The organism is Achromobacter sp. ACM03 (genome assembly GCF_014851665.1).
Taxonomy (GTDB): Bacteria; Pseudomonadota; Gammaproteobacteria; order Burkholderiales; family Burkholderiaceae_B; genus Achromobacter; species Achromobacter aegrifaciens.
On record NZ_JACVAD010000001.1, the window covers coordinates 377,081 to 390,131 of the forward strand.

The following is a 13,051-nucleotide window of genomic DNA, read 5'->3' on the forward strand; positions in this document are numbered from 1 at the left end:
TTTATACTGCCCCGTTTGCCCGAGCCGGAGCGGTCCTGAGCCGCGTCTGGCGGCCGGGATCCGATCAAGGACGGGACATGAAAAGCTGGATCAAATCGAGTCTTGCCGCGCTGGGCGCGGCGGTGTTGCTTTCTGCGTGCGCCGGTCCCCGGTATGGCGATGTGGCGGACCGCATCCCGGCGCTGGAGGCTGCGGAAGGCCGGATTTACTTCTACCAGCCCGTGACGTCCAACGGCGACAAGGTCGCGCAGCCCGCGATCCTGGTCGACGGCCGCAAGGTGGGGCGCTCCAAATCCGGTCGTTTCTTCTTCGTGGACCGCGCGCCCGGCGAGGTGGAAGTGATCACCGCCACTGACCGCAAGGAGCGCAAGGACGCGCTCAAGGTTCCGCTGGCCGCCGGGCAGACCCAATACGTGCGCGTCGATATTGCGGGCGGCAGGCAGGTCCTGAGATTGGAGGGCTCCGCTGACGTAGCCGTGCAGGCGATGTCTGACCTGCGCTATTGGGGTGCGGGACGCCGCGAGCGCGAGCCGCTGCGCTATGAGTAAAATTACAATATGTAGTGTTTAAATTCATTCACATACTTTCGCGCCTGGACCCATCATGTTGGGTGGCCAGCGGGATCGGCAAATCGGAGAAGACGGAATGAAGCGCAGGTTCAAGATGGTGGCTGCCGCCGTGCTGGGCGCGGCCTTGTTGGCAGGTTGCGGCGGACCCCGGTACAAGGACGTCGCCAGCACCATCCCCATGATGGTGCCGGAAACGGGGCGGATCTACTTCTACCAGCCGCCGGCGCCGGTTGGCGTGGTGTCGGCCCAGCCATACCTGCGCGTGAACGGCGTCAAGGTCGGCCGTTCCAAGCCGGGCAGCTTCTTTTACGTGAACCGGCCTGCCGGCCAGTACGTGGTCGACACCTTGCGCGACGACGAACAACTGTCGTTCACGCTGGCCCCGGGCCAGACCCGTTACGTGCGCTTGAGCATCGAAGGCGTGAGCGGCAATTCGTCCAATATGGGTCGCCAGGACATGCGCCTGGAAGACTCGGAGGCGACCGCCCAACAGGAAATGGGACCGCTGAAGTACTGGGGCGCGGGCTCGCGCGAACGCGTCAAGCTGCGTCCCTGATCCGGAGCACGTTGCAGGAAAGGGCGCGCCATGGGCGCGCCCTTGACGTTTTCAGCCCCGGTCCAGGCCGACTTCCTGCAGCACCGTGGTGGCGATCTCCTCGATCGATTTGGTGGTGCTGGACAGCCAGGAAATGCCCTCGCGGCGCATCATGCGTTCGGCCTCGGCCACTTCGTAGCGGCATTGCTCCAGCTGCGCGTAGCGGCTATTGGGGCGGCGCTCGTTGCGGACTTCGGCCAGGCGCTCGGGCTGGATCGACAGGCCGAACAGCTTGCCGCGGTGCGGGGCGATGGTCGAGGGCAGGGTGCCGCGCTCGAAATCGTCCGGCGTCAGCGGGAAGTTGGCGGCCTTGATGGCGTATTGCATGGCCAGGTACAGGCTGGTGGGCGTCTTGCCGCAGCGCGATACGCCGACCAGGATCACGTCCGCCTGGTCCAGCTGGTTGACGAACTGGCCGTCGTCATGCGCCAGGCTGAAGTTGATGGCGTCGATGCGGTTGCGGTATTTTTCCGAATTGGCCTGCATGTGCGAGCGGCCGATGGAATGGCTGGACTTCAGGCCCAGCGCCTGCTCGATGTGGCTGACGAAAGTGCCAAACAGGTCCAGGAAAACGCCGTTCGCCTGGCGAACGCGTGCCAGGATGTCCGGATTGACCAGGGTGCTGAACACGATCGGGGGAACACCGGCCTCCTGGGCGCTGCGATCGATGCGCATGGCCACTTCCGCGGCCTTTTCCAGCGTGTCGACAAAGGGCAGGCGGACAGGCTTGAAATTGACCTCTTCAAACTGCGAAAGCACTGACTGGCTGAAGGTTTCTGCGGTGATGCCGGTACTGTCGGAAACGATGTATACCGTGCGTACGATCGGGGTAGATGTCATGTGTAAAAAATTCCAACCAGGCAGATGGCCGGACGCACTCCACCGAGTACAATCAGGCCCCTATAAGTCACCCCAAGGGCGGTCCAAGGCCAGTTTGGTCAGCGCGTAAATCGGGGCTGTGATCCAGCTTTCCGACGCATTGACCAAACTCGCTTTCATTCCATTGTAAAAGGTGACTTCAATGTCGTACGTTGTTTTGTTCGAGCAGCTCCGCATGACGGACGTGGACTCGGTAGGAGGCAAGAACGCATCACTAGGTGAAATGATCAGCCAGCTGTCTGGCGCGGGTGTCCGCGTGCCGGGCGGCTTTGCCACGACCGCTGATGCTTTCCGCGACTTCCTCAAGGCCTCCGGCCTGGACAAGCGCATCGCCGAACGCCTGACCACGCTGAACCCCGAAGACGTGCGCGAACTGGCCAACGCCGGCTCGCAGATCCGTCAATGGATCATCGACGCGCCGTTCTCGCCCGAGTTCGAATCGCAGATCCGTACCGCCTTTGCCAAGCTCGACGCTGATGGCAAGGGCTCGTTCGCCGTGCGCTCCTCCGCCACCGCCGAAGACCTGCCCGACGCTTCGTTCGCCGGCCAGCAGGAAACCTTCCTGAACGTCGTCGGCATCGACGACGTGCTGGACAAGATCCGCCACGTGTTCGCGTCGCTGTACAACGACCGCGCCATTTCCTATCGCGTGCACAAGGGCTACGCCCACGCCGACGTCGCGCTGTCGGCCGGCATCCAGCGCATGGTGCGTTCCGACAAGGGCAGCGCCGGCGTCATGTTCACCATCGACACGGAATCGGGTTTCCAGGACGTGGTCTTCATCACCTCGTCCTACGGCCTGGGCGAAACGGTGGTGCAGGGCGCGGTCAACCCCGACGAGTTCTACGTCTTCAAGCCGACGCTGGCCCAGGGCCACTACCCGATCGTGGGCCGTCGCATCGGCTCCAAGCTGATCAAGATGGAGTTCGATCCCGAGCGTCCCGAAGGCCGCGCCGTGCGCACGGTCGACGTGCCGGTGTCCGAGCGCAACCGCTATTCGCTGACCGACGACGAGGTCAACGAGCTGGCTCGCTACGCCGTCATCATTGAAAAGCACTACGGCCGCCCGATGGACATCGAGTGGGGCCGCGACGGCATCGACGGCAAGATCTACATCCTGCAGGCGCGTCCGGAAACGGTGAAGTCGCAGCAGGGCGCCAACGACGTGCAGCAGCGCTACCGCCTGAAGGCCACCGGCCAGGTCCTGATCACCGGCCGCGCGATCGGCCAGAAGATCGGCGCGGGTCCGGTGCGCGTGGTCGGCGACATCTCCGACATGGACAAGGTCCAGCCCGGCGACGTTTTGGTCACCGACATGACGGATCCCAACTGGGAGCCCGTGATGAAGCGCGCCTCGGCCATCGTCACCAACCGCGGCGGCCGCACCTGCCACGCGGCGATCATCGCGCGCGAGCTGGGCATTCCGGCAGTCGTGGGCTGCGGCAACGCGACCGACCTGCTCAAGGAAGGCCAGGCCGTGACCGTGTCTTGCGCCGAGGGCGACGAAGGCCGCATCTATGACGGCCTGATCGAAACCGAAGTGGAAGAAGTGCGTCGCGGCGACATGCCCCCCATCGATCTGAAGATCATGATGAACGTGGGCAACCCGCAGCTGGCTTTCGACTTCGCGCAGATCCCCAACGGCGGCGTGGGCCTGGCCCGCCTGGAATTCATCATCAACAACAACATCGGCATCCACCCCAAGGCGGTGCTGGACTACCCGAACGTTGATGGCGAACTGAAGAAGGCCGTGGAATCGGCCGCTCGCGGCCATGCCAGCCCGCGCGCCTTCTTCGTCGAGAAGATGGCCGAAGGCGTGGCGACCATCGCCGCCGCCTTCTACCCCAAGCCCGTCATCGTGCGCATGTCGGACTTCAAGTCCAACGAGTACCGCAAGCTGGTCGGCGGTTCGCGCTACGAGCCCGAGGAAGAAAACCCCATGCTGGGCTTCCGCGGCGCGTCGCGCTACATCGCCGAGGACTTCGCCGAGTGCTTCCGCATGGAATGCGAAGCGCTCAAGAAGGTGCGCGATGAAATGGGCCTGACCAACGTCGAGATCATGGTGCCCTTCGTGCGCACCCTGGGCCAGGCGGCCAAGGTCGTGGACCTGCTGGCCAAGCACGGCCTGGCGCGCGGCGAAAACGGCCTGAAGCTCATCATGATGTGCGAAGTGCCGTCCAACGCCATCCTGGCCGACGAATTCCTGCAGTACTTCGACGGCTTCTCGATCGGTTCGAACGACATGACCCAGCTGACGCTGGGCCTGGATCGCGATTCGGGCATGGAGCTGCTGGCCGCCGACTTCGACGAACGCGACGAGGCCGTGAAGTTCATGCTGCGCCGCGCGATCAAGGCTTGCCTGGCCGCCAACAAGTACGTGGGCATCTGCGGCCAAGGCCCCAGCGATCACCCGGACTTCGCGCAATGGCTGAAGGAAGAGGGCATCCTGTCGATGTCGCTCAACCCGGACACCGTTGTCGATACCTGGCAGCGCCTGGCCAAGAGCTGATCGGTTTGCCGATGTGAAAACCCCGCGCCTGCAAGGGCGCGGGGTTTTTTTATGCGTGCAGGCGGGAAAGGGCTACGCCGCCAGCGCTTCGCGCGCAATCAGTTCGCGCTTGCGGTCTATGCCCCAGCGGTAGCCAGCCAGCGAGCCATCCGTGCGCACCACCCGGTGGCAGGGAATGGCCAGCGCGATGTTGTTGGTGGCGCAGGCGCGGGCCACGGCGCGCACGGCGCGCGGGGAGCCGATGCGTTCGGCGATGTCGGTATAGGTGGCGGTTTCACCCACGGGGATCTCGCGCAGGGCTTGCCATACCTGGCGCTGGAAGGCCGTGCCGCGCACATCCAGGGGCAGGTCCAGGCCGCGAGAGGGGTCTTCGACGAAGCCCACCACGGCCGCCACCCAGCCTTCGAATTGCGCGTCCGCGCCGATCAGGCGGGCGGCCTTGAAGCGGTCCTGCAGGTTGCGCACCAATTGTTCCGGGTCTTCGTGCAGCGCGATTTCACAGATGCCGGTATCGCTTGCCGCCACCAGCAGCGCGCCCAGGGAGCATTGCGCCACCGCGAAGCGGATATCCACGCCCTCGCCACTCTTGCGAAAGGCGGTGGGCGTCATGCCCAGGATGGCGGGAGCGGCTTCGTAGAAGCGGCCGCTGGAATTGAAGCCGGCGTCGTACATGGCGTCCGTGACGCTCGCGCTCTGCTTCAGATGCTGGCGGGCGCGGCTGGCGCGCAGGGCGTCGGCGTAGGCCTTGGGGGTGATGCCGGTGGCCGCCTTGAAGACGCGGTGGAAATGGAAGCGGCTCATGCCGGCCTGTTCGGCCAGGGTGGACAGATCCGGCGGCTGCTCGGCTTCCAGGGCGCGGCAGGCGCGCTCGATGGCGGCGGCGTGCTGTTTGCTCAGGGCGGCGGCTTGGTTCATGAAAAAGCTCCTGTTGCGCGTGGATTCGCGCGCTTGGACCCATCGTCTCAAAAGCCTTCCGCCGCCGCACTCCGTATATTGCGCGGTGGCCGCGCAGGGCGCTACGCGGGTGCGTAGGCGTCCAGAAAGCGCCGCAGGAGACCGCCCGCGACGGGCGTGGCGCGGACATTGGCGGACAGCCCCGGGACGTCGAGATTTTCAGCCGCATAGCGGCGGCCGAAGCGTTCCAGATGGGCGCGGATGAAGTCAGGGCCGAATTCGGGATGGAACTGGGTCGAGAACACGTTGCGGCCGATGCGGATCATCTGGTGTTCGTCCAGGTCCGAGCGCGCCAGCACGGCGGCGCCAGGCGGCGGCTGCAGCACGGTCTGCGCATGCAGCATCTGGGCGGGGAAGGTGGACGGCAGTCCGGCCAGCAGCTTGTCGCCGGCCGCGGGCGGCAGCAGTTCCACGGTCTGGGTGCCGACTTCGCGCCCGGCGGGGTTGTAGCCGACCTTGCCGCCCAGCGCGTAGGCCAGCAACTGATGGCCGTAGCAGACGCCGAACATGGGCAGGCCGGCTGCGGCGGCTTCGCGCAGCCAGGCGGCGGTGTCCTCGCTCCAGGGTTCCTTGTCGGTCACCATGGCGGGCGAACCCGTGATCAGCGCGGCGCGATAACGGGCGGGAGCCTGCGGCCGCTTGCCTTCATGGACGGGCACGATTTCCATGGCCTCGGCGGTCAGGCCGGCGGCCTGCGCGAGTTGTTCGGCATAGCCGCCGAACTGGCTTTTGAGCGTGTCGTCCGGATCGCCGGTGTGCAGGATCAGGACGGGGAGAGCGGTGGGTATTGCAGCGGTCATTGGGGGCTTGTGCGTAAAGGATGCGGGCGCCGGGTTCCAGGGGGAGATCCACCGCCAGCGCACATCATAATCCAGCCCTCCGATCCGTGATGAAAGGCGCTTTTCCGTTCCGTCCCGGAAATACGTACAATTCCGCTCAGAGACTCATCCTTTCGGGCGAACGAAGACTATGTGGATTTGGCTGGGATTGGCTGCGCTGGCCCTGATCGGGGAATTGGCGACCGGCACTTTCTATCTGCTGCTGGTGGCCCTGGGGCTGGCGGCGGGGGGCGTGGCCGCATGGTTCGGCGCAGGCCTGGAATGGCAACTGGTAGGCTGCGGCATCGTGCTGCTGCTGGGTTTGCTGGTGCTGCGCAAGACCCGCGTGCTGAAAAAGCGCGAGGTCGATTCCGCCCGCAACGCCGACGTCAACCTGGACATCGGCCAGACGGTGTCGGTAGAAGCCTGGTCCGACCAGGGCACCGCGCGCGTCTGGTACCGCGGCGCGCACTGGCAGGCAGAGCTGGCCCAGGGCCAGCCGCCCGTGGCCGGAGAACAAACCATCATCGAAATGCGCGGCTCGATCCTGGTGCTGGCCCCCAGGGGCGTGCCGGGTTCGGTCTGACGAAGGCCATCCCGCCGCGGGCGGGACCGGCTGCGGGCGTCCGCAAGGTCCGGACGTTTCCCGCATATGTATTTACCAGAAGGAGAGGCTCCGAATCATGATGATCGATACATCCACCATCGTCCTGCTCGTCATCGTCGCGCTGGCGATACTGATAGTCATCAAGGCGATCGCCATCGTGCCTCAGCAGCACGCCTGGGTGGTCGAGCGCCTGGGCAAGTTCGACCGGGTCCTGTCGCCCGGCGCGGGCTTCGTCATTCCGTTCATCGAGCGCGTGTCGTACAAGCACTCGCTCAAGGAAATCCCGCTGGACGTGCCCAGCCAGGTCTGCATCACGCGCGACAACACGCAGCTGCAGGTCGACGGCGTGCTGTATTTCCAGGTGACCGATCCGATGCGCGCGTCGTATGGCTCGTCGAACTACATCTCGGCCATTACCCAGCTGGCGCAGACGACCCTGCGTTCGGTCATCGGCAAGATGGAACTGGACCGCACCTTCGAAGAGCGCGACTCCATCAACAGCAACATCGTCTCTTCGCTGGACGAGGCGGCGCTGAATTGGGGCGTGAAGGTGCTGCGCTACGAGATCAAGGACTTGACGCCGCCCAACGAGATCCTGCGCGCGATGCAGGCGCAGATCACCGCCGAACGTGAAAAGCGCGCGCTGATCGCGGCCTCGGAAGGCCGCCGCCAGGAACAGATCAATATCGCCACCGGCGAGCGCGAAGCCGCCATCGCCCGTTCCGAAGGCGAGAAGCAGGCCCAGATCAACCAGGCCCAGGGCGAGGCCGCCGCGGTGCTGGCGATCGCCGAGGCCACCGCCAAGGCCATCACCCAGGTGGCGGACTCCGTGCGCCAGCCGGGCGGCATGGAAGCGGTGAACCTGAAGGTGGCCGAGCGCTACGTCGAGGCCTTCGGCAATGTCGCCAAGGAAGGCAACACCTTGATCCTGCCGGCGAACCTGGCGGACGTGGGCGGCATGATCGCCTCCGCCATGACCATCGTGAAGTCCACCCGCAACAGCTGATAACCGCGCCTGGCGGCGCCTGACGATGATCGCTCCCGTTAACTTGCTTTTGATAGCAGCATTGGCGGGAGTGCTTGCGCTGTGCGTGCTGGGGTCGCTGGCCCGCAGCGGCATGGCGGGCATCAAGGAGGCGATACGCGCCAACCTGCTGACGCTGGCGGCTTTCGGGCTTTACGCCTTCCAGGTCACCGAGGCGCCGCTGTGGGTGTCGGTGATGGCGGCGAACACCGCCGTTGCCCTGGCGCTTTGCGCCTACTACACGGGCTTGCGCCGGCTGGTCGGCCTGACCGTGCCCAAGCGTCTCATGGCGCTGGCTTCCTGTACGGCGCTGCTGGCGCTGGCGTACTACACCTATATCGATCCCCAGGTCGGGCCGCGCATGGTGGTCATGTCCTGGCTGATGTTCGGGTTCATGGTGGCCATCGCCATGACGGTCAAGCGCGGCATGCCGATGAACCGGTCGCGCTACAGCTACCATTTCGTGCGCGTGGTGGCCCTGATCTCCGCGCTGGTGTGCGCAACGCGGGCCGTCGTCTACATGTTCGACATCGCCATCGCGCAGGCCCTGCTGCTGCCCACGGCATGGAACGTCGCGTTCATGACGCTGGGCGTGCTGACGATGCCATGCCTGACCCTGGGCACGATCATGATCATCCACGACCGCATGCTGGCCGACCGCGAACAGGAGGCCAGCACCGACTTCCTGACGGGCCTGATGTCGCGCAAGGCGTGGTGGCTGCAGGCCGAGCGCTATTGCGCCCAGGCGCTGCGCACGCGGCGGCCGCTGACGCTGCTGTTGCTGGACATCGACTATTTCAAGCGCATCAACGATACCCATGGCCACGCGGCCGGGGATGCGGTGCTGCGCCATTTCGGCCTGCTGGCGACCGCCACGCTGCGCACTGGCGACCACGTCGGGCGCGTCGGCGGCGAGGAGTTCGCGGTGCTGTTTCCGGACATGCGCAGCGATGCGGTGATGGATGTGGCGGAGCGGCTGCTGGATTCGGTGCGGCGCACGCCCTGTGCGCACGGCGGCAGCACCATTTCCTATACGTTCAGCGCCGGAGTCGCGGACTGGATGCCCGGAGAGAGCCTGCAGGCGTTTTTCGAGCGGGCCGACCGCAAGCTGTATGCGTCCAAGTCGGCCGGGCGCAACCGCATCACGGGACCGGGGCAGGAGGCCGAGCGCCAGGCGCTGCCCGAGGCCGCCTGATCAGTCGTCCTTGCCCTTGCGCGGGGCGCGGGTGTCGTGCTTCATCATGCGCTCTTTCTCGCGCTGCCAGTCTTTCTCGCGCGCGGTATCGCGCTTGTCGAACAGCTTCTTGCCGCGGCCCAGCGCGAAGTCCAGCTTGATGCGCCCGTTCTTGTAATGCAGGTTGAGCGGCACCAGCGTGTAGCCGCGTTGCTCGACCTTGCCGATGAGCTTGCTGATTTCCTCGGCCTTGAGCAGCAGCTTGCGCGTGCGCATGGCGTCGGGGTGGATATGGGTGGAGGCCGTGGGCAGGGGGCTGACGTGCATGCCCAGCAGGTAGAGCTCGCCGTCGCGCACGATGACGTAGCTTTCCTTGAGCTGCACGCGGCCATCGCGGATCGCCTTGACTTCCCAGCCTTGCAGCACCAGGCCGGCCTCGTAGCGGTCTTCGATGAAATAGTCGTGCGTGGCCTTGCGATTGTCGATAATGCTCATAAAGCCCTTGTGCCTGGGTGCCGCGGGCCCGCGCTAGGCGTATTTTGGCCCCAGGTCGTGTTGTGCCGGTAAAATCGTGCCATTCTAGCCATTTGCGATAGTCGATGCACAAAGTACAACGATCCGTCCTGGTGCCTTACAGCGCCGCCCAGATGTTCGATCTGGTCGCCGACGTGGAGAAGTACCCCGAGTTCATGCCCTGGTGCGGCGGCGCCGAGGTGCAGACCCGCGACGAGCACGGCATGCAGGCCTCCATCCTGATCAGCTTCGCGGGCATGAAGCAGCGCTTCACCACCCGCAACACCCATGCCTATCCCGACCGGATCGACCTGGAACTGGTCGACGGCCCGTTCTCCAGCCTGGTCGGGCACTGGGAGTTCCAGCCGCTGGCCGAGGACGCCTGCAAGGTCCTGTTCACCATGGAGTACGCGTTTTCCAACCGCGCGCTGGAAATGGTGGTGGGCCCGGTGTTCAACCGCATCGCCACCAGCTTCATCGATTCCTTCACCAAGCGCGCGCAGGCCAAGTATGGCGAATGAGCCGTCCGCGGCGCAGATCGGCGTCAGCGTCTGTTATGCCCTGCCGGGCCATGTCTGGCTGCGTGAATTGCGCCTGCCCGACGGCGCCACGGTGGCCGACGCGCTCGCGGCCAGCGGCTTTGCCCAGGCTTTTCCGGTGGTGCAGCCCTGGAGCCGGGGCGTGGGTATTTTCGGACGCGCCACCGAGCCGCAGGCCAGGCTGGCCGATGGCGACCGGGTGGAAATCTACCGCGGCCTGAGTTTCGATCCCAAGGAATCGCGGCGCCGCCGCGCCGAACACCGCCGCGCCAAGACGGCCAAGAACGGCAGGGTGCGCCCGGCCGGGCTGCTGTAGGGAAGCGCTCCGAGGGGCGCGCGCGCCGCCCCGCACAATGTCGCAAATAGGACAAATTCCTTTGCCGCTTCCGGCGTAACATAGGCACCGTCACGCATTTACGTTTACGTCAACGTCATGTCAAAATCGACGAGCTGGCGTTCACGAGACGGCAGCAACGCCAACAGACAATACTCAGTACAACAGGAGACAGGCTGTGGACTTGGAACTGACCGACGAGCAACGCGCTTTTGCGCAGGCGGCGCGCGACTACGCCGAGGGCGAACTGGCGCCCAACGCGGCGCGCTGGGACGCCGAAGGCATCTTCCCGCGCGAGGCCTTCGCCCGTGCGGGCGAAATGGGTTTTTGCGCCATCTATGCCAGCGAGGACATCGGCGGGCTGGGCCTGCCGCGCCTGGATGCCACCCTGGTGTTCGAGGAAATGGCGGCGGTCGACCCGTCGACCACGGCCTTTCTCACGATCCACAACATGGCCACCTGGATGGTCGGCAAGTGGGGCCAGCCCGCGCTGCGCGAAGCCTGGGGGCCGTTGCTGGCCAGCGGCCAGAAGTTGGCGTCCTATTGCCTGACCGAGCCGGGCGCCGGTTCGGACGCCGCATCGCTGTCGACCCGGGCGCAGCGCCAGGGCGATGACTACATCGTCAACGGCGCCAAGGCCTTCATTTCGGGCGGCGGCGACACAGACCTGCTGGTGGTCATGGCGCGCACCGGCGGCGAGGGCGCGGGCGGCATCAGCGCGTTCGCCATTCCGGCCGACAGCGAGGGCATAGGCTATGGCCGCAAGGAAGAGAAGATGGGCTGGAACAGCCAGTCCACGCGCCCCATCACCTTCGAGAACGTGCGCGTGCCGGCGGCCAACATGCTGGGCCAGGAGGGCGAGGGGTTCAAGATCGCCATGAAGGGCCTGGACGGCGGACGCATCAACATCGGCACCTGCTCGGTCGGCGCGGCGCAAGGCGCGCTCGATGCCGCCCGGCGCTACATGGACGAACGGCGGCAGTTCAACCGCCGCCTGGCCGAGTTCCAGGCGCTGCAATTCAAGCTGGCCGACATGGCGACGCACCTGGTGGCGGCGCGCCAGATGGTGCGCCTGGCGGCCTGCAAGCTGGATGCGGGGGCGCCGGACGCGGCGACCTACTGCGCCATGGCCAAGCGCTTCGCCACCGACATGGGTTTCCAGATCTGCCTGGACGCGCAACAGATCCACGGCGGCTACGGATACCTGCGGGACTATCCCTTGGAGCGTCTGGTGCGCGATACTCGCGTTCATCAGATTCTGGAGGGGACCAACGAGATCATGCGCGTGATCATCGCCCGCCAATTGTTGGAAAAAGGAGCCGACATAAGATGAATGCACCGGTGCTGTTCGAAGAAAAAACCGCTGCCAATGGAGTACGGTTCGGGATCGCGACGCTGAATTCGCCGCAGACCCTGAACGGCCTGTCGCTGGAAATGGTGGACCTGCTGGCCGAACGGCTGGACGCCTGGGCCCGCGATCCCGGCGTGGCCCTGGTGGTCCTGCAGGGTGCGGGCGACAAGGCCTTCTGCGCGGGCGGAGACCTGCATGGCCTGTACCGCAGCATGACGGAAAACGCCGGCAAGCCGGGCTGGAACAACGCCTACGCGCGCCGCTTCTTCGAGCACGAGTACCGGCTGGACTACCGCATCCACACCTATCCCAAGCCGGTGCTGTGCTGGGGCCATGGCATCGTCATGGGCGGCGGCATCGGCCTGATGATGGGCGCCAGCCACCGCGTGGTCAGCGAGACCTCGCGCCTGGCGATGCCGGAGGTCACGATCGGCCTGTTTCCGGACGTGGGCGGCAGCTGGCTGCTGAACCGCATGTCAGGCAGGATCGGACTGTTCCTGGCCTTGACCGGCGCGCAGCTGGGCACGTCGGACGCTTTCTTCGCGGGCCTGGCGGACTTCCGCCTGGATCACGCGGATTGGCCCAAGCTGCTGGCTTCGCTGGAAGAGCAGCCCTGGGCCGGCCAGGCGGCCGGCGCGGCGGAGGATGCCATTCCTCCGCGCGCGATCAACGACGGCCTGCTGCGCCGCGCCCTGACGGCGCTGGAGCCCAAGACGCCGCTGGCGCCGGGCAACTTGCGGCAGCACTCGTTCCTGATCAACAGCCTGTGCAGCGGCAATCGCCTGGACGACATCTACGAAGAACTGGCCGCGCTGAAGGACCACGAGGATCCGTGGCTGGCGCGCGCGGCGCAGACGATGCTGGCCGGCTCGCCTGGATCGGTGCGCCTGTCGTTCGCGCTGCAGCAGCGGCTGCGCCTGCGCTCGCTGGACGACGTTTTCCGTGCCGAGTACATCGCGGCGCTGGCCTGCACCGCCCATGGCGATTTCGCCGAGGGCATCCGCGCCTTGCTGATCGACAAGGACAAGAAGCCGCGCTGGAATCCCGCCGTCATCGACATGGCGACCGACGCCTGGGTGCAGAAATTCTTTGACGAACCCTGGCCCGAGGGCGAGCCCCACCCGTTGGCGGACCTGGGCCAGGAAGGCCGCTAGGCGCCACGCGGCGGCGGACCGGCCGCCGCCC

At 65.8% G+C, this 13,051-nt stretch carries 14 protein-coding genes; 10 read left to right on the forward strand and 4 right to left on the reverse strand.

Features of this window, described 5'->3' with window-relative positions:
- Window positions 1–77: 77 nt before the first annotated feature.
- The gene (locus tag IB257_RS01670; RefSeq protein WP_054456731.1) at window positions 78–548 is read left to right on the forward strand and encodes a DUF2846 domain-containing protein; all 471 of its coding nucleotides are present in this window, start codon (window positions 78–80) and stop codon (window positions 546–548) included.
- Between the two features lie 97 nt (window positions 549–645).
- Window positions 646–1,125, forward strand: coding sequence for a DUF2846 domain-containing protein (locus tag IB257_RS01675; RefSeq protein WP_054456732.1), 480 nt, complete (start codon window positions 646–648; stop codon window positions 1,123–1,125).
- A 51-nt stretch (window positions 1,126–1,176) separates the two neighbouring features.
- On the opposite strand, the gene IB257_RS01680 is transcribed toward IB257_RS01675, so the two are convergent.
- Window positions 1,177–2,004, reverse strand: coding sequence for a pyruvate, water dikinase regulatory protein (locus IB257_RS01680; RefSeq protein WP_042793329.1), 828 nt, complete (start codon window positions 2,002–2,004; stop codon window positions 1,177–1,179).
- A 181-nt stretch (window positions 2,005–2,185) separates the two neighbouring features.
- On the opposite strand from IB257_RS01680, the gene ppsA reads away from it, so the two are divergent.
- Window positions 2,186–4,552, forward strand: coding sequence for a phosphoenolpyruvate synthase (ppsA, locus tag IB257_RS01685; RefSeq protein ID WP_054456733.1), 2,367 nt, complete (start codon window positions 2,186–2,188; stop codon window positions 4,550–4,552).
- 72 nt (window positions 4,553–4,624) lie between these two features.
- Here the strand turns inward: ppsA and IB257_RS01690 are convergent, their stop codons facing one another.
- Both IB257_RS01690 and IB257_RS01695 read right to left on the reverse strand, forming a co-directional pair.
- Window positions 4,625–5,467, reverse strand: a complete 843-nt coding sequence (locus IB257_RS01690) for a bifunctional transcriptional activator/DNA repair enzyme AdaA (RefSeq protein ID WP_054456734.1) — start codon at window positions 5,465–5,467, stop codon at window positions 4,625–4,627.
- Window positions 5,468–5,568: 101 nt separating this feature from the next.
- Window positions 5,569–6,306 carry a glutamine amidotransferase gene (locus IB257_RS01695; protein WP_054456735.1) on the reverse strand — a complete coding sequence of 246 codons (738 nt, stop codon included), beginning with the start codon at window positions 6,304–6,306 and terminating at the stop codon, window positions 5,569–5,571.
- A 169-nt stretch (window positions 6,307–6,475) separates the two neighbouring features.
- Here IB257_RS01695 and IB257_RS01700 point away from each other — a divergent pair, with 169 nt between their 5' ends.
- From IB257_RS01700 to IB257_RS01710, 3 genes are all read left to right on the forward strand, one after another.
- The gene (locus tag IB257_RS01700) at window positions 6,476–6,910 is read left to right on the forward strand and encodes an NfeD family protein (RefSeq protein ID WP_054456736.1); all 435 of its coding nucleotides are present in this window, start codon (window positions 6,476–6,478) and stop codon (window positions 6,908–6,910) included.
- A gap of 100 nt (window positions 6,911–7,010) precedes the next feature.
- Window positions 7,011–7,937, forward strand: a complete 927-nt coding sequence (locus tag IB257_RS01705) for an SPFH domain-containing protein (RefSeq protein WP_054456873.1) — start codon at window positions 7,011–7,013, stop codon at window positions 7,935–7,937.
- 25 nt (window positions 7,938–7,962) lie between these two features.
- Window positions 7,963–9,150 carry a GGDEF domain-containing protein gene (locus IB257_RS01710; RefSeq protein ID WP_192491770.1) on the forward strand — a complete coding sequence of 396 codons (1,188 nt, stop codon included), beginning with the start codon at window positions 7,963–7,965 and terminating at the stop codon, window positions 9,148–9,150.
- Here the strand turns inward: IB257_RS01710 and smpB are convergent, their stop codons facing one another.
- Window positions 9,151–9,624, reverse strand: a complete 474-nt coding sequence (gene smpB / locus IB257_RS01715) for an SsrA-binding protein SmpB (RefSeq protein ID WP_054456738.1) — start codon at window positions 9,622–9,624, stop codon at window positions 9,151–9,153.
- A 104-nt stretch (window positions 9,625–9,728) separates the two neighbouring features.
- Here smpB and IB257_RS01720 point away from each other — a divergent pair, with 104 nt between their 5' ends.
- From IB257_RS01720 to IB257_RS01735, 4 genes are all read left to right on the forward strand, one after another.
- Window positions 9,729–10,163, forward strand: a complete 435-nt coding sequence (locus IB257_RS01720; RefSeq protein ID WP_042793335.1) for a type II toxin-antitoxin system RatA family toxin — start codon at window positions 9,729–9,731, stop codon at window positions 10,161–10,163.
- Window positions 10,153–10,497, forward strand: a complete 345-nt coding sequence (locus tag IB257_RS01725) for an RnfH family protein (protein WP_054456739.1) — start codon at window positions 10,153–10,155, stop codon at window positions 10,495–10,497. Before IB257_RS01720 ends, IB257_RS01725 begins: the two co-directional genes overlap by 11 nt.
- A 196-nt stretch (window positions 10,498–10,693) precedes the next feature.
- Window positions 10,694–11,848, forward strand: coding sequence for an acyl-CoA dehydrogenase family protein (locus IB257_RS01730; protein ID WP_054456740.1), 1,155 nt, complete (start codon window positions 10,694–10,696; stop codon window positions 11,846–11,848).
- On the forward strand, window positions 11,845–13,020 hold the full coding sequence (locus tag IB257_RS01735; protein WP_054456741.1) for an enoyl-CoA hydratase/isomerase family protein: 1,176 nt from the start codon (window positions 11,845–11,847) through the stop codon (window positions 13,018–13,020). The genes IB257_RS01730 and IB257_RS01735 overlap by 4 nt, the downstream gene beginning before the upstream one ends.
- Window positions 13,021–13,051 lie beyond the last annotated feature (31 nt).